Annotated in this window: 18 protein-coding genes, 1 pseudogene and 1 riboswitch; of the genes and pseudogenes, 5 read left to right on the forward strand and 14 right to left on the reverse strand. The window is 53.7% G+C overall.

The genetic code is table 11. The features are described from left to right. Positions 1 to 85 precede the first annotated feature (85 nt). Complete coding sequence (locus tag ACYVHX_RS00910; protein WP_460669711.1) at positions 86 to 1732, forward strand: SulP family inorganic anion transporter; 1647 nt, start codon at positions 86 to 88, stop codon at positions 1730 to 1732. Positions 1733 to 1790: 58 nt separating this feature from the next. Here the strand turns inward: ACYVHX_RS00910 and ACYVHX_RS00915 are convergent, their stop codons facing one another. Beyond that, on the reverse strand, positions 1791 to 2414 hold the full coding sequence (locus tag ACYVHX_RS00915; RefSeq protein WP_460669712.1) for a porin family protein: 624 nt from the start codon (positions 2412 to 2414) through the stop codon (positions 1791 to 1793). A 134-nt stretch (positions 2415 to 2548) separates the two neighbouring features. On the opposite strand from ACYVHX_RS00915, the gene ACYVHX_RS00920 reads away from it, so the two are divergent. After that, positions 2549 to 3610: a DNA topoisomerase IB gene (locus ACYVHX_RS00920; protein WP_460669713.1), complete on the forward strand. Its 1062-nt coding sequence runs from the start codon at positions 2549 to 2551 to the stop codon at positions 3608 to 3610. 73 nt (positions 3611 to 3683) lie between these two features. Here ACYVHX_RS00920 and ACYVHX_RS00925 read toward each other — a convergent pair whose 3' ends face one another. From ACYVHX_RS00925 to ACYVHX_RS00940, 4 genes are all read right to left on the reverse strand, one after another. After that, positions 3684 to 4103 carry a DUF1801 domain-containing protein gene (locus ACYVHX_RS00925; RefSeq protein WP_460669714.1) on the reverse strand — a complete coding sequence of 140 codons (420 nt, stop codon included), beginning with the start codon at positions 4101 to 4103 and terminating at the stop codon, positions 3684 to 3686. A gap of 60 nt (positions 4104 to 4163) precedes the next feature. Next, positions 4164 to 4859 carry a DUF421 domain-containing protein gene (locus tag ACYVHX_RS00930; RefSeq protein ID WP_460669715.1) on the reverse strand — a complete coding sequence of 232 codons (696 nt, stop codon included), beginning with the start codon at positions 4857 to 4859 and terminating at the stop codon, positions 4164 to 4166. A 20-nt stretch (positions 4860 to 4879) separates the two neighbouring features. After that, entirely contained in the window at positions 4880 to 5077 is a 198-nt protein-coding gene (locus ACYVHX_RS00935) for a DUF2188 domain-containing protein (protein WP_460669716.1), read from the reverse strand. A 99-nt stretch (positions 5078 to 5176) separates the two neighbouring features. Beyond that, entirely contained in the window at positions 5177 to 6550 is a 1374-nt protein-coding gene (locus tag ACYVHX_RS00940) for a TolC family protein (protein WP_460669717.1), read from the reverse strand. A 142-nt stretch (positions 6551 to 6692) separates the two neighbouring features. Here ACYVHX_RS00940 and ACYVHX_RS00945 point away from each other — a divergent pair, with 142 nt between their 5' ends. Continuing rightward, positions 6693 to 8324, forward strand: coding sequence for an amidohydrolase (locus tag ACYVHX_RS00945; RefSeq protein WP_460669718.1), 1632 nt, complete (start codon positions 6693 to 6695; stop codon positions 8322 to 8324). Positions 8325 to 8429: 105 nt separating this feature from the next. Here the strand turns inward: ACYVHX_RS00945 and ACYVHX_RS00950 are convergent, their stop codons facing one another. The 4 genes from ACYVHX_RS00950 to ACYVHX_RS00965 form a co-directional block, all read right to left on the reverse strand. Continuing rightward, a complete protein-coding gene (locus ACYVHX_RS00950; RefSeq protein ID WP_460669719.1) occupies positions 8430 to 9212 on the reverse strand; it encodes a M48 family metalloprotease in 783 nt (260 codons plus the stop codon). Positions 9213 to 9334: 122 nt separating this feature from the next. After that, positions 9335 to 9850 (reverse strand): hypothetical protein, encoded by a 516-nt coding sequence (locus tag ACYVHX_RS00955; protein ID WP_460669720.1) that lies wholly within the window; start codon positions 9848 to 9850, stop codon positions 9335 to 9337. 52 nt (positions 9851 to 9902) lie between these two features. Continuing rightward, positions 9903 to 10799, reverse strand: coding sequence for an SAM hydrolase/SAM-dependent halogenase family protein (locus ACYVHX_RS00960; protein ID WP_460669721.1), 897 nt, complete (start codon positions 10797 to 10799; stop codon positions 9903 to 9905). An 82-nt stretch (positions 10800 to 10881) separates the two neighbouring features. Continuing rightward, on the reverse strand, positions 10882 to 12180 hold the full coding sequence (locus ACYVHX_RS00965) for an acetylxylan esterase (RefSeq protein WP_460669722.1): 1299 nt from the start codon (positions 12178 to 12180) through the stop codon (positions 10882 to 10884). A gap of 172 nt (positions 12181 to 12352) precedes the next feature. Here ACYVHX_RS00965 and ACYVHX_RS00970 point away from each other — a divergent pair, with 172 nt between their 5' ends. Next, the gene (locus ACYVHX_RS00970) at positions 12353 to 12571 is read left to right on the forward strand and encodes a hypothetical protein (RefSeq protein WP_460669723.1); all 219 of its coding nucleotides are present in this window, start codon (positions 12353 to 12355) and stop codon (positions 12569 to 12571) included. After that, positions 12561 to 12824: pseudogene (locus tag ACYVHX_RS00975) on the forward strand (Txe/YoeB family addiction module toxin). Before ACYVHX_RS00970 ends, ACYVHX_RS00975 begins: the two are co-directional and overlap by 11 nt. 53 nt (positions 12825 to 12877) lie before the next feature. Here ACYVHX_RS00975 and ACYVHX_RS00980 read toward each other — a convergent pair. The 5 genes from ACYVHX_RS00980 to ACYVHX_RS01000 all read right to left on the reverse strand — a co-directional run bounded on the left by ACYVHX_RS00980 (position 12878) and on the right by ACYVHX_RS01000 (position 20723). Continuing rightward, on the reverse strand, positions 12878 to 14542 hold the full coding sequence (locus ACYVHX_RS00980; RefSeq protein WP_460669724.1) for a beta-N-acetylhexosaminidase: 1665 nt from the start codon (positions 14540 to 14542) through the stop codon (positions 12878 to 12880). Between the two features lie 16 nt (positions 14543 to 14558). After that, the gene (locus ACYVHX_RS00985) at positions 14559 to 15770 is read right to left on the reverse strand and encodes an ROK family transcriptional regulator (protein ID WP_460669725.1); all 1212 of its coding nucleotides are present in this window, start codon (positions 15768 to 15770) and stop codon (positions 14559 to 14561) included. A 384-nt stretch (positions 15771 to 16154) separates the two neighbouring features. Continuing rightward, positions 16155 to 17201 (reverse strand): homoserine O-acetyltransferase family protein, encoded by a 1047-nt coding sequence (locus tag ACYVHX_RS00990; RefSeq protein ID WP_460669726.1) that lies wholly within the window; start codon positions 17199 to 17201, stop codon positions 16155 to 16157. Between the two features lie 117 nt (positions 17202 to 17318). Then, positions 17319 to 18623 carry an O-acetylhomoserine aminocarboxypropyltransferase/cysteine synthase family protein gene (locus ACYVHX_RS00995; RefSeq protein WP_460669727.1) on the reverse strand — a complete coding sequence of 435 codons (1305 nt, stop codon included), beginning with the start codon at positions 18621 to 18623 and terminating at the stop codon, positions 17319 to 17321. Positions 18624 to 18864: 241 nt separating this feature from the next. Further along, a riboswitch (SAM riboswitch) is annotated at positions 18865 to 18981 on the reverse strand. Positions 18982 to 19247: 266 nt separating this feature from the next. Next, on the reverse strand, positions 19248 to 20723 hold the full coding sequence (locus ACYVHX_RS01000; protein ID WP_460669728.1) for a Gfo/Idh/MocA family protein: 1476 nt from the start codon (positions 20721 to 20723) through the stop codon (positions 19248 to 19250). Positions 20724 to 20834: the final 111 nt, after the last annotated feature.

The raw sequence follows: 20834 nt of genomic DNA on the forward strand, positions 1-20834 counted from the left end.
GGAACGACCGTTACCATACAAGCTTGTCGCTGTTCTCCGCCGGATAAACCGGGAGAAACGACAAAACAAGAATCCAGCCATGCAAATGAATCTGAATAAAACAACCCATAAAAAGCCCTTCGGCCTCGATTTCAGCCATGCCGAAGGCGATATTCGAGGTGGTGTTGTTTCGTTTCTGGTCGCTGTTCCTCTCTGCCTGGGAATTGCGTTAGCCTCCGGAGCACCCCTCTTTTCGGGCATCATCGCCGGCATTGTCGGCGGACTGGTTGTCGGCATCTTCAGCCGTTCGGCGCTCAGCATTTCCGGTCCCGAAGCCGGTTTGATCGTGGTCACCCTGGCCGCCATCGAATCGCTCGGCACGTTTCCCGCCTTTCTGTTTGCCACCTGTCTGGCCGGTATTATCCAGATCGGACTGGGTTTCCTGCGGGCCGGCATCGTCAGCAATTTCTTCCCGACGTCCGTTATCAAAGGCATGCTGGCCGGTATCGGTGTCATTCTGATTATCAAACAAATACCGCACCTGGTTGGCTACGATGCCGATTCAGCCGAAGAAATTTCACTGTTCCAGCCCGAAGGTTTCAACATCGTGAGTCAGTTCCGGATGGCGCTGGAACAACTGAACAGCGTCGCCATTCTGATTGCCGCGCTGTCGATCTCGCTTTTGCTGCTGTGGGAGCGTCCATTTTTCAAACAACACAAGCTGCTGAAAAATATTCCGGCCGCGCTGGTGGTCGTCATTCTCGGTATTACCGTCAATGGTCTGGTGGGAGTGCTGGCTCCGGACTGGGTTCTGAAGGGCAACCACCTGGTCCAATTGCCGGTTGCCGATAGCGTGAGCGGTTTTTTAGGTCTTTTCACCTTTCCGGATTTCGATCAGTGGAACAATCCGCAGGTCTACGCAGCGGCCCTTTCCATTGCCCTGGTGGCCAGTCTGGAAGCCCTGTTGTCCATTGAGGCTACCGATCAGCTCGACCCGCAGAAACGCAAAACGTCGACCAACACCGAACTGAAAGCCCAGGGCATCGGCAACATCGTCAGCGGCCTGATTGGGGGCATTCCGCTGACGTCGGTCATCGTTCGGAGTTCGGTCAGCATCAATGCCGGGGCGCGTACCAAGCTGGCCGCGCTGGTTCACGGCACCTTGCTGCTGGTCTGCGTGATTGCCCTGCCGACGGTTCTGAACCAGATTCCCTGGGCGGCCCTGGCGTCTATTCTGCTCATTACCGGTTATAAATTAGCCCGGATCAGCATTTTCAAACAACTTTTCAGCGAAGGCCTTGACCGGTTTATTCCGTTCGTGGTTACGGTGGCTGCGATCCTGCTGACGGATCTGCTGACCGGAATCGCCGTCGGTATGCTGGTCGCCCTCTTTTTCATTCTGCGGGAAAACTACCGGAACGCCCACCGGACCCAAACGTTCCGGAACGGCGAGAAAGAATACATCCGGATCAGCATGGGCGATTACGTGTCGTTTCTGAGCAAAGCCAGCATCGTGAAACTGCTGACGTCCATCCCGGATAATGCCGTGGTTGAAATTGACAGCAGCAATTCGTCGTACATCGACAGCGATGTGATGAACACCATCCAGAACTTTAAAGAAACGGCGCGGCACCGCAACATCCAGCTGGTGTTTCTCAACGAACCGGTTGATTATAAAGCAAAACCGCCGGTGCCGGAATCAATCAGCGCCATGCGCAACCGCCATTTGCGCGAAATTCAACAACTCGAGTAGTAATTCATTCTTTGTGTGATAAATGTCGATTGAGACGGGCTGGAATTTGCGGCCCGTCTCATTTTTTTGTGGGCAGCCAGCAACCCACCGAAACCGTAAAACCATACATCGTTCCTTTCGGTACGGCCATTAAATAATGATGCAGACCGTGGTAGTAGCGAACATCCAGAAAAGAGATCAGCCCGCCCACCGGAACCTCAATACCGCCCCCGGCCCAGATCCCGGTTTCGATGCGGTTGTCGAAACGCAACCGATCGCTGAATACTTCGGCAGTTGCATTCCTGATCGTCAATCGCCCACCCAGCGCATAGCCGATGCCCGGCCCCACTAAACCGTAATAAGCCACCTGTTTATTAACCTGCTGGCGAAAGGAAACCAACAGCGGCAGTTCGGCCACCCCGTAGCGCAGGCTCATGGTGCCCGTTCCGCCCGGCTGCCCGTCATCGGTGGTGTAATCGACGCGGTCCCGCCAGCCTTTCTGAATAAACGAGGGTTCGGCCCGAATGGCCCAGCGCTCCGCAAACAAAAACTGCACCGGCAGGGCGGCTGCAAAACCGGGATTAAGGGTCGCCTGCGGGTAACGAATCGTGGACCCGTGCAGGCCCAGCCGCAGGCCAACCTGCACCTGCGCGAACAGGCTCACCGGCAAACTAATCAGCGCGACAAAGAAAAGCTTCTTCATGGATTCCAGCTTCTGGTTCTGTTCGATAAACGACAAACCGGTTTCTGTTCATCTGTTCTTTTCTAACTTTCTAACCAGCGGTTTTAACTATTTAGCATCACAGCGAGTTTAGGCAGTGATTTGAACCGCACCCAATGAATCTAGCAATTCTGGCCCAGGACGCTGCCAAAACCGCCAAGGCCGTTAAACTGACGTACATCAACGACTCCGCCCCCGGCATTCAACGCCAGCGTTCGGGCGATCATTTTGTTTATAAAGACCCTAAAGGCCAGCGCGTTGACGACGAGGCAACGCTGGAACGCATCAAAAAATTGGCCCTTCCACCCGCCTGGGAGAACGTCTGGATTTGCGCCAAACCCAACGGCCACCTTCAGGCCACCGGTTTTGATGCAAAAGGACGAAAGCAATACCGCTACCACGCCAACTGGAACGCCATCCGCAGCGAAACCAAGTTTTTTCGGATGGTGGCCTTTGGCGAACAATTGCCAAACTTGCGCACCCGCATCGAGAAAGATTTGAAGACCCGGGAGCTAACCAAAGAAAAAGTGATTGCGATTGCCCTCAGCGTGATGGAGCAAACCCTCATCCGGATCGGAAATGCGTCGTACGAAAAAGAATATGGCCACTACGGCCTGACCACCTTAAAGGATAAACACGTCAGCGTAGCCACCTCCGAAGTCCAGTTCCGGTTTAAAGGCAAAAAGGGGATTTACCACGATATTACCGTCCGCGACCGGCGGCTGACGCGGCTGGTCAAAGCCTGCCGCGATATTCCCGGCAAGGAATTGTTCCAGTATTACGACGAAACCGGCGAGCACCGGAGCATCGATTCCGGGATGGTTAATGAGTACCTGCGCGAATGCACGGGGGAAGAATTTTCGGCTAAAGATTTCCGGACCTGGGCCGGAACCGTCAATGCGCTGCGGCTGCTGGCCGAGCTGGAACCGTGTTCGACGGACAAGGAAGCAAAGAAAAACATCAATACGGTGATGGATGAAGTGGCGCACCGACTGGGCAACACGCGCACCGTCAGCCGGAAATATTACGTACATCCGCAGATCCTGGAAGCCTACGAATGCCAGGATCTGAATCCGTATCTGAAACGCAAAAACCAGTTTCGCCAGACGTCCAAATACGGTTTGGACCCCATCGAAAAGCTGCTGCTGCGGTTTTTGAAAGATCAGGTGAAACAATAAAAAAAAGCGTGGACCTGTAAGGTTTTGAAAACGGGGTCGCCTGAACCTTGCAGGTCTACAAACCCGGTTTTGATTACATTCTGTTAGTGCGTTTCAGGGAATCGACGGAGTTCGCTACCAGGTCATTCAGCACTTCGATCCGGATGTCTTCGAGTTTTTTGAAATAGACGCAACCCTGACCGGTTTTATGCTTGCCGAGTTGTTGCAGCAAGGCTTCTTTCTGCTCAAAGTCCGCAGCCAGATACAGCACAAGGGCTTCCTTTCTCGGCGAAAACCCGACCAGCGGAGCGTCTCCTTCCCGGCCGCTCTCATAGCGGTAGTGGTAACTGCCAAAACCGACAATACTACTTCCCCACAACACCGGCTCAAAACCGGTCTGCTCGTTCAGAAGCGCAGCCAGACGGAAACAATCCGTGCGCTTTTTCTCGTCCGCAACCGCATCCAGAAAATCGGTGACGCTGGTGGCCGTCTGGGTCGTTTTGTTTGTTGCCATGATGGTGCTCGGAAATCAGAAAGTAGACAAACCGCAGATTAACAGACTTCTCTAATTGCGCTACTCCTCAGCCTGCACCCACTCCTGGTGGTTACAGCGCGGGCAGGTTTCAATTGGTTTTTTGCCGTATTCGACCACCTGACCACAGTTACAACAGGCGAAATGACCGGTTTCGGTCAGGGTATCGACGGGAGCTTTGAGCTTATGGGGAAAAATGGGTAAGCCGCGTTTGCTTTCTTCGTCTTTAAACTGAAAAATACTGACTTCGCCGTTGTGTTCCAGAATGGCGGTTTCTACCTGACCGAGGTGCTTCACGCCCGCCATGCGCAGTTCAGCAAACAGTTCGTCGCGGCCCAGATCTTCGTCGTCGAAATTCTGCACCAGAATGCAGCCGTTTTCAATAACGTACACCGGTTTTCCTTCCAGCAGCTCCCGCATGGTTTTATTTTTGTCGGCCAGGCGGGTGAAAAATTTATAACTGCCCATCATCACCACAAACACCACCACAGCCGTCAGCAGCGGCACATCGTGGTAGAACATGGGGTCGCCAGCCGCCGATCCCAACCCGATTACCAGCACGAGTTCAAAAACCGACAATTGTTTAACCTCCCGCTTGCCCGAAATTTTCAGCGCGAGCAGTAAGATCAGAAACATCACAAAAGTCCGCAGCGCCACTTCACCGAGGTACCCCAGCGGAAAATCGTGGATAAACATCCGTTGCCAGTCGAACGGCCGGACCGGCTCTTCTTGGTTCATCTAGTCGGTTTTCAGGTGATTCAGGATGCTTTATTTTTCCGGATTTTCAGCTTCCGGCTGGTGGCCCAATCTTCGGCCCGCGAGGTCGCAATCGGAATCGCCCGGTCTTCGGGCATTCCTTCCTTCAACAACGCATTGGCAATTTCAATGGCCTTGTTGCGCACCGGCGCCATAAAATTCTTCAACGACACCGGATAATTTTCCTTCGTCCAGGGCATGAGCAGGTAAGAATTAAGAGCAAAGAGTTAGGAGTTGGCTGACGCATGCTCTTCCAGCAGAGCTTTTTAACGCTTAACTCTTCATTCATAACTCCTAACTCATTTGGTTTGTTGCAGAATCTGGCTGCTAAGTCGCAGAAGCTCGATTTCGGCGAGTTTCGTATTGAATTCGGCGTTGATCAGCCGGGTTTCGGCGGCCACGGCGTTACGCTGCACATCCCGGAATTCGACCGCCGTCGAGTTTCCGACCCGGTAGCGTTCAAAGGCAATATCGACGTTCTGATTGGCGATTTTAAAACTTTCGACTTCCAGATTGACCAGAATCAGGCTGTTCTGGTACTGCGAATACGTTTGTTCGAGAGCCTGCTGGAGCAACAGGCGCTGGTCAGCTTCCTGGTATTCCGTGATCAGGGCGTTCGTCTGGGCGTTAGCAATCAACCGACGTTGGTTAAAACCGGTAAAGATGGGGACGGTGGCCTGAATTCCGTACACCAGAGCGTCGTTCCGGGCGCTTTTTACCCCAAAACCGCCCTGGTTGTCGATGGCCGTAAAGTTATAGCCCCCCACCAGGTTGACCACCGGCAACCGCTGCGAACGGGCCAGCCGGACGTTCAGGTTCGCCACCCGGCGGTTCAGGGATGCGGAAATCAGCTGCGGGTTGTTGGTCGTTAGCGACTGCCGGAGCTGATCAAGTGAAATATCGGTTTTGACAATGATCGTATCCCGAACCGCAAACTCGGTGGCCGGGTCCCGGACAATGAGCGTGTTCAGCAACACTTTGGCGTTTCGCACATTCTGCTGCTGCGTCACCATCGCCGAACTATCGGTATTGTAATCGACCTGGGCGCTCAGGAAATCGACCCGCGAACGGGTGCCCACTTCAAAATTGGCGCGGGCCAGTTCCAGGCGGTCGCGCGAAATGTCAAGGGCCTGCCGCAGCGAAACCAGTTGCTGCAACTGCCGGATAACGTCGTAATAGGCCGTAGCCACATCGGCCACCGTCGCTTCGATGTTGGCGCGGGTGTTCACTTCACTGATCTTGACGACTTCGCCCAGCCGGTCGTAGGCGATGAAATTACCGAATCCGTTGAAAACCGTCCAGTTCAGCGCGACGCCCACCTGCGTGTTGCGGTTCGTAATGCCGTATAAATTCTGCGGGGGGCGGAGGCCGTCCAGAAACTCCTGACGCAGATTTTGTAAGTTGCTGTTGTTCGTGACGTTACCGGTCAAATTTGGAAAAAAACTGGCTTTGGCGGTGTTAAAATCCGTGCGGGCGATCTGTTCCTGCGATTTGAAAATCCGAATCTGGTAGCTTTTTTCAAGAGCCGCCGAAATGGCTTCCTGAAGCGTTAAAGTTGATCCTTCCTGAATAACCGGTGACGTACGACGCGTACGCGGGGCAAGGGGCTGAACAGGCTGAGACCAGGCGGTAAAAAATGAAATCAGGAGGATTAGGCTTAAAAAGAAGCGCATTCTGGGGTTATTTTTAGGTAATTGTCTTCAAAATTAAAAGATATTCTGTCATTCTTTGTATACCAGAATTAGATTTGGGGGATTTCTTCGCGGCCGAACGTTTTCGAATCCAATCGTTTGATCAAATGACAAAAATTGTCGTATGCCATACCGTTGCCTGATTGCCAGCCTATCCCTTCTGTTTCTGGCGGCCTGTTCTTCCAAAAAGCAAGCGGATTTTATCGTTCATAACGCGCTGGTGTATACGGCTGATTCCGCCTTTACTACGGCGCAGGCGTTTGCCGTGAAAGAAGGGAAGTTTCTGGCCGTCGGCTCTTCCGAAAGCATTCTGAACGATTACAAGGCCGATAGCGCGTTCGATTTACAGGCTCAGCCGGTTTACCCCGGTTTTTACGATCCGCACGCCCATTTCCTGGGACTGGGTCAGGTGCTCGATCAGGCCGATCTGGTGGGCACCACCTCCTTCGACGAGGTGGTTGAACGGCTGAAAGCCTTTCACAAAACCCACCCGACTGCGATCTGGCTCATAGGCCGGGGCTGGGATCAAAACGACTGGGCCGACAAACAATTTCCGACCAAAGAAAAACTGGATGCGGCTTTTCCGAACCTCCCGGTTTGCCTGACCCGCGTCGATGGACACGCGGTGGTAATCAATTCCAAGGCCATCCGGCTCGCCAGAATCACCGCCAACACCCAGATACCGGGGGGTGACGTGGTGCTGGCGAAGAACGAACCGACGGGTGTGCTGGTCGACAATGCGATGGGCCTTATCCGGCGTGTGATGCCTCAGCCCGACGCCCAGGATAAGGAACGCATGTTGCTGGCGGCCCAGAAAGTGTGCCTGTCGCTCGGTCTGACGACGGTTTCCGACGCCGGGCTGGATCGCAAAGACATTGAGCTGGTGGCGCAGTTGCACCAAAATGGCAGATTAAAAATCCGGGATTACGTGATGGTAAGCCTCGGCGAACCCAATCTGGAGTATTACCTCAAACGCGGCCCGTTCCAAACCGACCGGCTGACGGTGCGCTCCTTCAAACTGTATGCCGACGGCGCGCTGGGGTCACGCGGGGCCTGCCTGCGAAAACCGTATGCGGACCGTCCCGCAACCGGTGGTTTTCTGCTGCTGAGCCCCAGGGAGCTGGAACGGGCGCTGACCCTACTGGCCGGGAGCGGTTTTCAGGCCAACACGCACTGCATCGGTGATTCAGCCAATCATCTCATTCTGGATTTATACGGCAAACTGCTCACCAAACCTAACAATCGCCGGTGGCGCATCGAACACGCCCAGGTCGTTTCGCCGAATGATTTCTGGAAATTCAACCGGTATTCCGTCATTCCATCGGTACAACCGACACACGCGACTTCGGATATGTACTGGGCCGCCGACCGGCTAGGGCCGGTGCGGGTGAAGGGCGCCTATGCCTTCAGGGATTTAATGAAACAAAACGGTTTCATTGCGTTTGGGAGCGATTTTCCGGTCGAATCGCCGAATCCGCTCTATGGTTTTCACGCTGCCGTGGCCCGGGTCGATGCCAAGGGGTATCCGGCGGGCGGTTATCAGATTGAAAACGCCGTCGACCGGGCGTCCGCTCTCAAAGCCATGACGAGCTGGGCGGCTTACGCCAATTTTGAGGACCACCTCCGCGGCAGTATCGCGGCCGGAAAACAGGCCGACTTTGTGGTGTTGCGCCAGGATATTATGACCGTTCCGGCGGCCCGGCTTCGTGATGTCAAAGTCGCGCAGACCTGGATCGGCGGTGAACGCTTGTATTGATTACCACCGGTTTTTGGTTTACGGTGGCTGACGCATTCTTGTTCGTGCGTCAGCCACCGTAAACCAAAAACCGTATACCGTATACTGTAAACCGTATACCGTAAACTATTGCCCCTTGTACTTGGCGATGGCTTCCTTGATCCGGTCGATGCGATTATCCGGGTCCGGGTGGCTGCTCATGAATTCGGAAGGGCGGTTTGGCCCACCGGCGGCTTTCAGAACTTCCATGACATCGATCATCGCTTCGGGCTTGTAACCGCTCTCCACCATCCAGCGAACACCCAGTTGGTCGGACTCGATTTCGTCGTCACGGCCGTATTTCAGGCCAATCAGGTTTGCAACATACGCGGCAATGGCGGCATTGCGGCCCGGGGAGTTGGGATCTTCGGTGGCAATGGCAGCCGCCCCGGCCAGTCCCTGCGTCAGTTGCTGTTTAGCCATCTGCTCGGCGGAGTGCCGCCCGATGACGTGCGTAATTTCGTGACCCAGCACACCCGCCAGCTGGTCTTCACTTTTTAGTTTATCGAGCAGAGCCGCCGTAATAAAAATCTGTCCGCCCGGCACGGCAAAGGCGTTGACCGTCCGCTCGTCGGCCAGCACGTGAAAATCGAATTGGTACGGACTATTTTTTACGTCGGTCGAGTTCACCAGCTTCTGCCCCACCCGCTTCACCGACTGCTGCACTTTTTCGTCCGGATACAAACCACCGAATTCGCGGGCCATTTGCGGGGCGCTTTCCAACCCCAGTTGTACCTCCTGCTCGGGCGACATGTTGACGTGCTGCTTTTCGCCCGTCACCGGGTTTTCCTGCGTGTTTGTGAAGTAGGTAAAAAGGGCAACCAGGGCCATGACCAGACCAATGACAATGCGAGTGGCTCGTGAGCGCATGGGAGTAGAGAGTATGGAGGTTTTACGTTAATCGTATACTAAACCAAAAAGAAACGAAAAGTTCTTACGCTGCCCACAAAAACCGCCCTAACAACCTGACTTAAAACTACTTAATGAGTAGATCAAAGGATGACGCCGAAACCGAATCCACCCCAGAAGCGCCAGCGATCCAGAATCAATGGCGTCAGTTGCGCCTTTAGAAAACCGGTTGTGCGCTCCTGATTGAGCTTGAAATATTGCCGGACGCCCACCAGGGGTGAAGACCGAAAATCGCCTTTTTGCAACGGGCGAACAAATGCCAGCCCGCCCCAGCCCAATTCCAGAAACCAGAGCTTACGGAAACCAACGGGCGGTGGGCAGCGGCTTGATTTGGGGTTCAGCAGCAGATTGACCGTCAGGGAATGCGGCAAGGTCAGGAGGCTGTAGTGCGTAAACATGGACCCCACTCCGGCCCGGATCGTGAAGAAATGCGAGCGAAACCGGAGCGGTGTGTATTCGAGATTCAGCGCAAAAACCGGGCTCAGCCCGCCCAATTCTGCGGTTGCCGCCCACCGGCGCGGTTCTTCATAAGGCTTGAAAAGTTGCGCTTTAGCCTGAAAAATGACCAGAAAGGCCACGAGTAAAAACCGACTCCGCATCCATTTTTTCTACAGTAACGCAGGCTGATCGGATGAATTGTTGAAACCGGTTTTATTTGCTCACCTCCACCCGCCAGTCCGGTCCGCTGCTGATTTTGTATTTACCGGCAAAATTTCCCCGATTGACCGCGACCGAAAAATTGAGGAGGCTGTTGAAATAAGCCACATTTTCGTCTTCTTTCGCTTCACCAAATGTGTTCACGAGCAGCACCCGATCATCGAATGCCTTCTGGTCCTTATTGAAAATCCGAACCCGCACCTGTTCACCGGTTTTTGCCCCCAGCTGCGCGAAAAGCGCTTTCGGAATTGTACTCCAGACGTTTCCATACTGCACATCCAGGACCGGGATATTGCCTTTCACAACGCCTTTTTCAAAAACCGGTTTCTGGTACGGAATCCGGGTTACTTCAGGGAGTAGTTTTTTTCCAACCTGCGCAAACGTGATGAGGTTGGCCGCCAGCCGGGCTCCCGTATAGGCATACACGTCGCGGCCGTGAAAGGTGTATGATTCGCCGGAATTGCGCCGGCGGTTGACGGCTTCGTCGATTTCGCGCACTTCCTGAATGCCCAGCGTTTCGGCAATAAATGTAAGCGTGCCGTTATCGGGCGTTACCACATAATGCCCGGATCTGGTCAGCAGAACCACCGATTTACGGTCCGTTCCCACGCCCGGATCACAAACCGACACGAAAACTGTGCCTTTGGGATAATACGGAACGGTCTGCAACAGTCGATATGCCGCTTCCCAGATGTTATACGCCGGAATCTCGTGGGTTAAATCAAAGATTTTCAGGTTGGGTGACACCCCAATTGCCACGCCTTTCATGGCCGAAACCGCCCCATCTTTCACCCCAAAATCCGACTGAAAAACCAGTACGCCATTCTGGGCCAACAAGGCCGTAGTCATTAGCCAACCGTAAAGCAGCAGGAAGACGGTTTTGCGGTTCATTGCTCTTAAATGATGAGTTATGAACGATGAATGATGAATGAACGTATGCACTAATTCATCATCCATCATTCATCATTCATCCTTACTTATTCGTTCCCTTCAGCTGATCGACCAGCCAGGTTGTCATCCATTCCGTTTGCTCGGGATAGGTCCAGTGGCCGGTATCCTCGTATAAGCGCAACTCCTTAGGGGCCGCAATAACGTTATATGACGCGTACATCGACGTGGGTGGACAGGTTTCGTCGTTGAACCCCCACGAATAATAACCGGGTACTTTTACCAGCCGGGCAAAATTGACAACGTCGTAATAGGCCACGGTTTTGATTTTGGCGGGCGTGTTGTTAAACGCCAGCGCCTTGCCGGTAAACAAATGGGGCCAGCCCCCCGCCCGGCCTTTCAGATAACCGGTCATGTCGGCCAGCGCCGGGTAATAGGCACCGAGCCATTTCACGCGCTTGTCCAGTCCGGCCGTAATGATCGACAAAGCGCCCCCCTGGCTGCCACCCGTAACTGCCAGATTGCTGCCGTCGTACTGCGGCAAACTCACCAGAAAATCATTGGCCCGCACACAGCCCAGGTACACGCGCTTGTAGTAATACCGGTCGCGGTCGTCGAGGTTAAAATTCATGTAACCGCCCAGCGCACCGGCGCTCAGGTTCTGGTAAACCGCCGGATCGAGATCGACCGGAATGCCGTGGATGCCGATTTCCAGCGTAATGATGCCTTTTTCGGCATCGGCGATGTTGCCGCCGTAGGGCCGGATGCCCGCCCCCGGAACCCGCAGCAAAGCCGGGTATTTGCCTTCCTGTTTGGGCACGCACAAGATTCCGTACAACCGGGATTTTGCGTAGTTCTGGATGTTGACGTGATACACATTCACTTTTTCGGTGCAGCGTTCGGGCATCAGCGTCATGCGGGCGTCGAGCGGAACGCGGCTCAACTCGGCTTTTGAACTATCCCAGAAGACCTGAAAATCAGCCGGATTTTCGACGGTTGGCGCCACCTGCAAGGGATTAAAACCGGCCGTCGCCAGGTTTCGGTAGGTTTTGCCGTTGATTTCAGCGGTGGCGATGCAGCGCAAAAAACCGGGTGTTTTCATAGTGCCGCCGTCGATGGTAGTTGAGCCGTTGGCCAGCGTGACGGTTTCTTTTTTGGTCGGGTCCATTTTTTCCGGTCCAACTTCGTAGGCGACTTTGGCGCCTTTGACCGGGTTGCCGTTCTGCAACACCGTAATCGTAAACTTGACGGCTTCGCCGGGACGGTACTGCCAGCTGGTATGATCGGGCGCAACCACGATTTTGATGGGCCGTTCGGCGGGCTGGGCAAAGACCGAAATCGATACAAACAGGCACAAATAGACCAGCAGAGCGTATTTTTTCATAAGGGATCAGGCGTTTAAAAGTTCAGTCGATACTTTGTTGCTGGTAAGTAAAAAACCGGCGCGCTCTACCTATTGGGGCATAGTAACTTTCTTTATTTATAAGAATTGCAACCTTTGCAATTTCTTTTTATGTTTAAGAACTAGTATCAAAAATTTCTGACCCGCATAGGAGGTGGAAACATTTACCATTCATATTAAAACCGATGGGCGGCATCTAGCCGCATTCAAACGACTCGCGCAGGCTGTTGGAGCGACCATAACAACCGAAATCGCTGACCATAACCTGTCGCTGGAAAAAATCATTGGAGCGGGAGAAGACGCCATTCAGGCCGGTCAGGGCATTACATTGACCCCTGACGAATTAAAGGCTTTGGTAGGAAATGCCGCGTAACATTATCTTCTCTCCGTTTGCTTTTGATCAGCTTCAAAACTGGATTGTCACGAATCCGAAAATAGCCAAAAAGATTGGGGAACTGGTCGATGAATGCACCCGGACCCCATTTGAAGGCAAAGGAAAACCGGAAGGTTTGAAAGGGAATTTCTAGGGATACTGGTCACGACGGATCACCGATGAACATCGGCTTCTTTATAAAGTGGAAACTGATTCCATTTCAATTTTTTCCTGTCACGGCCATTATACGTAACAAGGCCCGGAGCTTCGCTCCGGGCCTTGTTGGGTCTGTGAAGAGCCTGCCTCTTATAACTTCCCCGTCGAACCGTCGGGCTTGACATAAATGAAGTTATTGTTGATCGGCGCGCCGAAATAATTGACTCCCAGCGCATCCAGCCGTTTTTTATGCACGTCCAGCCGCCGTTTGAACGCATCAAAATTCTTGTGCTCCTTCGGTGACCAGCCAATTTCGGCCATGGCGATGGCCCGGGGAAACAGCATGTATTCCATGTGTTCCGGCGTTTTGATGTATTCCGTCCAGAGGTTGGCCTGAACGCCAATGATGTGCTTCTGCTGTTCAGCCGACAAACTATCGGGCATGGGTTCGTAGGCGTACGTTTTTTCCAGCGGCAGTAAACCGCCAATGGAAACCGGCTGGCTAACGGTTTTTGGGTCAGCCTGGTAATAATCGAGGTAAAAGAACGTCGTCGGCGTCATGATGGCATCGTGGTTCTGCCGGGCCGCGGCAATTCCGCCGTTGACGCCCCGCCAGCTCATCACGGTGGCGTTAGGCGACAAACCGCCTTCCAGAATTTCGTCCCAACCGATCATCTTGCGACCTTTCGAGGTAATGAATTTGTCGATGCGCCGGATGAAATAGCTTTGCAGTTCGTGCTCGTCTTTCAGCCCTTCCTTTTTAATTAAATCCTGGCAAAACCGGCTTTGGATCCACTGCGTTTTCGGACATTCGTCCCCCCCAATGTGAATATACTGGCCAGGAAACAGGCCGATCACTTCCGTCAGCACCTCTTCCAGAAATTGAAACGTTTCTTCGCGCGGAAACAACACGTCCTCGTGCACTCCCCACTTGCCCGTCACCGGCACGATCTTGTCCGGACTGCTCCCCAGTTGCGGATAAGCCGCCAGGATCGCCATCGCGTGGCCGGGCATTTCGATTTCCGGAACGATCGTGATAAACCGGTCCTGGGCGTACTTGATCACTTCCCGGATTTGATCCTGCGTGTAAAAACCGCCGTAAGGTGTCTTGTCGTACTTATTATTCCGGTAATGGCCCAGCATCGTCTCTTTGCGCTTTGAGCCGATTTCGGTCAGTTTAGGGTGCTTTTTGATCTCGATCCGCCAGCCCTGATCGTCGGTCAGGTGCCAGTGAAACGTATTGATCTTGTGCATCGCCAGTTGATCGAGCAATTTTTTGACGGCCGGAACGGGGTAAAAATGGCGGCTCACGTCCAGCATGGTACCCCGATACCCGTAGCGCGGCTGGTCTTCGATTGCACAGCAGGGCACCGACCAATCGACATTGGGAGTAACCGCACTGCCGTATACCTCGGCGGGCAGCAGTTGCAGCAGCGATTGCAGGGCGTAGAAAAAACCGCTGGGCTCCTGGGCCGTCAGCGTAATGCGCCTGGGGGTTACGGTCAGAAAATAGCCTTCCTTGCCCAGTTTGGGGCTTTTAGCGGTCACCAACACAATGTCTCCGGTGTTGCCCGCCTTGAGGGTCGGGGTCCGGCCGGTCGATTTCGCCAGTTGGTCGGCCAGCATTCCGGCCACCCGGCGCACGTCCGCATTTCCGGCTCCAATGCCAATCACCAGTCTGGCCGGAAGTTTAAAACGGCCATTTTGCTCCGTTACCTGAACGGGTTGGGGAATAAGGGCATACTGGTTTGTCTGAGCGCCCGAAAACCGGATTGTCAGACAAAAAACCGCTAGACAGGAAAACAGAATTTTCATTCAGGAATGGAGTTGATTAGGGAATTTCCTCGTGATCGAGCAGGCAGTGAACCACATACGCCTGCGTGCCGCAGAGCTTGGCCATTTCGCCCAGCCGGGAAACCGTAATGACTAACTTATTCCGGAAGTCCGCCAGGCAATACTTGTCGATGGCCTGTTCGATGGGCCGGGTAATGAGTCGCTCGGCCTTGGCAACCACCCCATTGACAATGATCAGTTCGGGATTGAACAAATGAACGGCGATGGATAAGCCCTTGCCGAGTTCGCTGCCCACTTCGTTGAGCAGGTCGATGGCCAGTTCGTCGCCCGCTTTGGCTTTGTCGATGACCATCTCGACGTCAATATTTTCAAAATTCTCTTCGGCCAGCTTCGAAACCCGCCCTTCGCGCAACCCGGTTTTTACCCGGCGAATCAGCGACGATGCCGAGGTGAGTGTATCCAGACAGCCCACTTTTCCGCACGAGCACAACTCGCCGTCGGCCTGAAGCTGAATATGGCCTAACTCGCCCGCAAAACCGGCCAGTCCCTGCAAAATTTCGCCGTTAACGATCACACCCAGACCAACGCCCCAGTCGATGTTGATGGACAAAACGTGGTTTTTGCCTTTGGCCAGGCCAAAACGGTGTTCGCCCAGAATGGTCGCTTTGGTGTCGTTGATGAGGTAAACCGGCGCATCGAAACTGAAGGCCAGCAGTTGCTGCAATGACTGCTCGGGCCGGTTTAATTTTTTGTACGTGTAGTTGGTGCCGGTGCGGGGATCGACCAGGCCGGGCAGGGCACAGCCAACGCCAATCACGTTCAGTTGCTTTTCCTGAATCCGTTCGGCAATTTCTTCAATGGGCCCTTTTAACGCTTCCAGAAAAGCCGCCGAATCTTCCAGACGTAAATTGACATCCAGTCGATCCAGAACCTGATTGGTCAGGTCGAAAACCATGAGCTTGACATCATGAACGTTGATGTCAATGACGACAATAGCCTGATTACCAGATCGCAGACCAAATAAAGCCGGTTTTCGACCGTATTGTGCGGTACCAATTCCGATTTCCTGGACCCAGTTTTCGGACGCCAGTTCGTCGATGAGCATCGTGACCGACGGCACACTAGCGTGCAGTGCTTTTGCCAGCTGCGCCAAGGTTCGGGCGCCGAGCCGGTACATTTCTTTTAAAATACCGCGCTTTAAACGATTCTTTTTCTTGTCTACAATAGAGATGGTATCATTTGCCTCCATAAAAACGTATAACCGGTAAGGGAACTATGAGATAAAAAGGGAAAAGGGGCAAGCGGGAGAAGATTTTTAAAAAAATTTATTAATAGCGCGATTTTATTAAATAATTTACAAAATAACAAATTTTGTTACGCCTAATCCTTGAAAATCAATATATCCTGCATTAGGTCAGTACAGAAAGCGGCAGAAAACCCGGTATTTACTTATGGGCGACCGAATAAGTGCACAAATTGGTACTTTGGGGCAGGGCAGCAGGAAAACCCGGAAATCAACCTGAACGCTATGGCAAAGCGCAGGAAATTCACTGCCACCGACACGGTATTCGCCCAAATCCGTGGCGCCAGCCCGTCGGTCGGGCTAACAGAGCGAGCCAGTTTCAGCGCCGGTTCACATCACGCGGCCCGCAACGGGTACGCTCCGTTCCTCCATCCAGGTACGGATGATTTGGGTGAGTGGCTTGGTTTCGATCAGAAACCCGTCGTGTCCATACAGCGAATCGATTTCTTCGTAGCGGGCATCCGGAATGTGCCGGGTCAATGTCCGCTGTTCGGCGGGCGGAAAGAGAATATCGGATTTGATGCCGACGGCCAGGGTCGGCGAAGCAACCTGCTCCAGCGCCTTGCTGATGCTTCCCCGGTTTCGCCCAACGTTGTGGGAATCCATCATTTTCGACAAGGCCCAGTACGTATACGCGTTAAAGCGGCTCACCAGTTTCTCGCCCTGGTACTGCTGATAGCTGGACGCTTTGTACTGATCGAGCTGTTCGTTGTTGTCCAGCGCCTGGGTAAAACCGTACGTATCGTAATTTCGGTACGACAGCAAGGCAATGGACCGGGCCGCTTTCAGACCCGCACTGCCCGCATCATCCCGGTTTTCCTTCCAGGTGGGATCGGCGCTGATCGCCATGCGCTGGGATTCGTTGAAGGCAATTCCCCAGGGAGACATAACGGCGTTGGCGGCAATCAGAATCAGATTTTGAATCACGCCCGGCTGCTGAACCGCCCATTCCAGCGCCTGTTGCCCGCCCAGCGACCCACCGATGCAGGTTTGAATTTTTTCGATGCCCAACTCCTGCCGCAGCAGGTCCAGGGCTTTCACCACATCGTGAATCGTGATCAGCGGGAAATCGTGGTAATAAGGCTGCCGGGTTAACGGATTAACCGACAAGGGGCCGGTTGATCCGTAACAGGAGCCTAAGACGTTGGCACAGATGATAAAGTGATGAGCGGGGTCGTAGTATTTTCCCGGCCCCACCATGCCAGCCCACCAATCGCCCGGATCGGCACTTCCCGTCAGGGCATGACAAATCCAGACGACGTTGGAACGATCGTTGTTCAGGGTTCCACGGGTCGTATACGCCAGACGAAAACCCGCCAGGGTTACGCCCGCTTCTACGGCGAAAGTGTATTTGTAGTCGAAAAACCGGGTTTCCAATCGAGAAAAGAATTGTCGGTTTTGGGATACGGTTTTCGATTATTCAGCCCGAAGCGGTTTCTCCTCCTTCTGACCGGGCAATCCAAAAACCGTATTCCAAAAACCGTAAAGGAAAAACTATGTACTGATTGCGGCAAAAGCCCGTTCAAGGTCGGCTTTGATGTCGTCAATGTGTTCGGTACCCACCGACAACCGAAGCTGACCCGGTTGCACCCCGGCGCTCAGTTGTTCTTCGTCGCTCAACTGCTGGTGCGTGGTCGTGGCCGGGTGAATGATCAGCGTTTTCACGTCGCCGAGATTAGCTAAGTGACTGATCATCTGCAGGTTGTCAATAAACTTATCGGCAGCTTCCCGACCGGCTTTCAGCTTGAACGATAACACCCCGCCAAAACCGCGCTTGAGGTACTTCTTCGCCAGATCGTGGTACGGACTGCTTTCCAGCCCCGGATACAAAACCTTCTCGACCTGCTCGTGCTGTTCCAGCCACTGGGCAACCGCGAGGGCGTTCTGAACCGTGCGATCGACGCGGAGCGACAGGGTTTCAAGCCCCTGAAGAAACAAAAAGGAGTTGAACGGGCTCAGCGCCGGCCCCCAGTCGCGGAGCCCTTCGACCCGGGCGCGAATGATAAACTGGATGTTGCCAAAAGGCCCGCCAATGCCGAATACGTTGTTAAAAACCAGGCCATGATAGCCTTCGGAAGGTTCGCTAAATTGCAGGAATTTCCCGTTCCCCCAGTTGTAATTTCCGCTGTCGACAATTACGCCCCCAATGCTGGTTCCGTGGCCGCCGATCCACTTCGTAGCCGACTCCACCACCACAGCCGCGCCGTGTTCGATGGGGCGGAACAGGTAGCCTCCGGCGCCAAATGTATTATCGACGATCAGCGGCAGATCGTGTTTCTGGGCCAAAGCCGCAAACGCTTCAAAATCCGGAATATTGAATTCGGGATTGCCAATCGTTTCGAGGTAAATCGCCTTGGTTTTATCGTCGATCAGCTTTTCAAAACTGTCAACATCATTTCCCCCGGCAAAACGCGCGTCGATTCCCAGCCGTTTGAACGAAACCTTAAACTGGTTGTAGGTTCCGCCGTAGAGGTAGGATGTGGTAACAAAATTTTCACCCACGCTCAGAATGTTGTTGAGCGCCACGAACTGAGCCGCCTGGCCGGAGGCCACCGCCAGAGCCGCCACCCCGCCTTCCAGAGCCGCAATGCGCTTCTCGAAAACGTCGGTGGTTGGGTTCATGATCCGGGTGTAAATATTCCCAAATTGCTGTAAAGCAAAGAGTTGGGCGCCGTGTTCGGCGTTATCAAAAACGTAGGACGAGGTTTGATAAATGGGTACGGCCCGCGATTTGGTGGTGGGGTCGGGCTCCTGCCCTGCGTGCAATTGCAGGGTTTCAAAGTGCAATGGAGTTGCCATATTGCTGTGAATTAGGTACGATAACGAATAGGGATTCGAGTTGCTTCGGGTGGAACCCGGTTTTGCCGGACCACCGAAGCCAGGGATTGTAACGGATTGAAAAGGCAACAGCCAGCCTCAACGACGCTGTCGTTCAATCGTTCGCCGAAAGCCTCTCCCGGTTGTCGGTGTACTTGGAGTGTGTGAGAATAGTAGCCCGCCGACGGGCATACAGCATCGGATGTTAATCATGAGTCGATTCGATTTATATCTCCTATCGGCTTGCGTTCACAAACCGTAGGCGGGATGTAGCACCTTGCCACGCGGCAGGTTGCCAGAGGTTCACCGAGCCCGGTCTCTTGCCTCTTCTTTATAAACCAAGCGCAACAGGATGGTCTGCTGCAACGATCCGGCGTAGCTGAATGGGGCCGGAAACTTGATTTGAGCCGCAAGTATAGCGAACGGAGTCCGTTGCTGCAAATTTTTTGGCAGGAAACCGCCCCGACGCGCCGAAATGGTGCGCATCGTTTTCTTAAACGGTTGTCCGGTCCGCCAACAAAAAGCCTCCCGTCTTACAGCTTTTTAACCGTAAAACAGGAGGCTTCACCAACCGGCCGCTCTGGAAGACTGGCCGGGTAAATTCAATTATACGGGAAGCTTCCAGCCGTCGCGGTATTGCCGCGAAACAAACTGATTGGCTTCGTCGAAATTGGTAATTTTCATGTTTTTGCCATCCCAGGTCAGGCGTTGGCGACCGGGGTAGTTGAACCCTTTGCCGTCGGCCTTGGGAGTCCGGAGCATGTAGCTGCGAATTGCCAGGTTACCCATCAAAACCGACTCGGTCAGCGGACCGGCAAAGTCAAACGACGACGTGAGGCCTTTGTGTTCTTTGCTGTTAAAACCGGCTTTGCAGGCTTCGGTCCACAGGATCTGGTGACCATTTTCCGGCCAGGGTTTGCCATCGGCGGGTTTCGGTTTCGCCGGTGCCTCCATTTTCTGTCCGTCTTTGGTGTACAGCTTCGGATCGTCACCGTACATACCGCAGGCAATCAGGCCTTTATCACCGATCATGAACATTCCGTTCTGGCCCCCTTCGGGATAGGCTTCGCCAGCGGGCATGAAATTCGGCCGGAACGGGCGAAGACCGCCATCGGACCATACCAGTTTTACGTCGGACTTATTTTTAGCCGAAGCCGGGAATTTCAGTTCAACGTGTGATGCGGGCGGGCAGCCTTCCGGATTGTATTCCGCCGTCCAGTCTTTCAGGAATACCGAGCTGATACTGGCTTCCACTTCCGTGGGGTAGCCCAGTCCCAGCACCCGGAACGGAATGTCCATGATGTGGCAGCCGATGTCGCCGAGCGCACCCGCGCCGAAGTTCCACCAGCCGCGCCATTTGAACGGGTGATACGCCGGGGTGTAACCGACCTTTTGGGCAGGTCCGAGCCACAAATCCCAGTCCAAATCGGCTGATGGTTCGCCAGCCGGTTGCGGAACGGGTATTCCCTGCGGCCAAACCGGTCGGTCGGTCCAGATCTGAATTTCGTTTACTTTGCCGATCAGTCCTTTGTCGAACCATTCGACCATCGTTCTTTGCTGCGGATTCGACGAACCCTGGTTTCCCATCTGCGTCACCACTTTGTACTTACGAGCGGCTTCGGTCAGCATCCGGGCTTCGTAAATATTGTGCGTCAGCGGTTTCTGAACGTATACGTGTTTTCCGCGCTGCATGGCCGCCATGGCCACCACTGCGTGGGTGTGATCGGCGGTCGAAACCGTCACGGCGTCGATGGATTTGCCTTCTTTTTCGAGCATTTCACGGAAATCCTTATACCGTTTGGCGTTCGGGTGCTTCGTGAAATTTTCTTTGACGCGGGGAAGGCCCCAGTCGACGTCACACAGCGCGACGATGTTATTCGCACCGTTGTTAAACGCATTGTTGGTATCGCCAAACCCTTTTCCGCCAATACCAACACCGGCGATGTTCAGTTTATCACTCGGAGCAATAAATCCCCGACCCAGCACATGGCGGGGTACGATAAAGAAGCTACCAGCGGCTAATGCCCCGGCCTGAATAAATTTGCGACGCGATGTTTGCGACGGTTTTTCGGAAGATTGCATAAATCAGATAAGGACTATAGGTAAATCAATACAAATTAAGTCCAAAATCGGGAAAATTTATCAATCAAGGCGAAAAAATGGTTAAAGTAGAGGAGCTGAAAAAAGGACTGG

The sequence above is a fragment of the Larkinella ripae genome (assembly GCF_054780775.1).

Excerpts from the sequence above, each read along its gene's own strand:
- ACYVHX_RS00910 (WP_460669711.1), top strand. The coding sequence starts at position 86 with ATGAATCTGAATAAAACAACCCATAAAAAGCCCTTCGGCCTCGATTTC.
- ACYVHX_RS00915 (WP_460669712.1), bottom strand. The coding sequence starts at position 2,414 with ATGAAGAAGCTTTTCTTTGTCGCGCTGATTAGTTTGCCGGTGAGCCTG.
- ACYVHX_RS00920 (WP_460669713.1), top strand. The coding sequence starts at position 2,549 with ATGAATCTAGCAATTCTGGCCCAGGACGCTGCCAAAACCGCCAAGGCC.
- ACYVHX_RS00925 (WP_460669714.1), bottom strand. The coding sequence starts at position 4,103 with ATGGCAACAAACAAAACGACCCAGACGGCCACCAGCGTCACCGATTTT.
- ACYVHX_RS00930 (WP_460669715.1), bottom strand. The coding sequence starts at position 4,859 with ATGAACCAAGAAGAGCCGGTCCGGCCGTTCGACTGGCAACGGATGTTT.
- ACYVHX_RS00935 (WP_460669716.1), bottom strand. The coding sequence starts at position 5,077 with ATGCCCTGGACGAAGGAAAATTATCCGGTGTCGTTGAAGAATTTTATG.
- ACYVHX_RS00940 (WP_460669717.1), bottom strand. The coding sequence starts at position 6,550 with ATGCGCTTCTTTTTAAGCCTAATCCTCCTGATTTCATTTTTTACCGCC.
- ACYVHX_RS00945 (WP_460669718.1), top strand. The coding sequence starts at position 6,693 with ATGCCATACCGTTGCCTGATTGCCAGCCTATCCCTTCTGTTTCTGGCG.
- ACYVHX_RS00950 (WP_460669719.1), bottom strand. The coding sequence starts at position 9,212 with ATGCGCTCACGAGCCACTCGCATTGTCATTGGTCTGGTCATGGCCCTG.
- ACYVHX_RS00955 (WP_460669720.1), bottom strand. The coding sequence starts at position 9,850 with ATGCGGAGTCGGTTTTTACTCGTGGCCTTTCTGGTCATTTTTCAGGCT.
- ACYVHX_RS00960 (WP_460669721.1), bottom strand. The coding sequence starts at position 10,799 with ATGAACCGCAAAACCGTCTTCCTGCTGCTTTACGGTTGGCTAATGACT.
- ACYVHX_RS00965 (WP_460669722.1), bottom strand. The coding sequence starts at position 12,180 with ATGAAAAAATACGCTCTGCTGGTCTATTTGTGCCTGTTTGTATCGATT.
- ACYVHX_RS00980 (WP_460669724.1), bottom strand. The coding sequence starts at position 14,542 with ATGAAAATTCTGTTTTCCTGTCTAGCGGTTTTTTGTCTGACAATCCGG.
- ACYVHX_RS00985 (WP_460669725.1), bottom strand. The coding sequence starts at position 15,770 with ATGGAGGCAAATGATACCATCTCTATTGTAGACAAGAAAAAGAATCGT.
- ACYVHX_RS00995 (WP_460669727.1), bottom strand. The coding sequence starts at position 18,623 with ATGGCAACTCCATTGCACTTTGAAACCCTGCAATTGCACGCAGGGCAG.
- ACYVHX_RS01000 (WP_460669728.1), bottom strand. The coding sequence starts at position 20,723 with ATGCAATCTTCCGAAAAACCGTCGCAAACATCGCGTCGCAAATTTATT.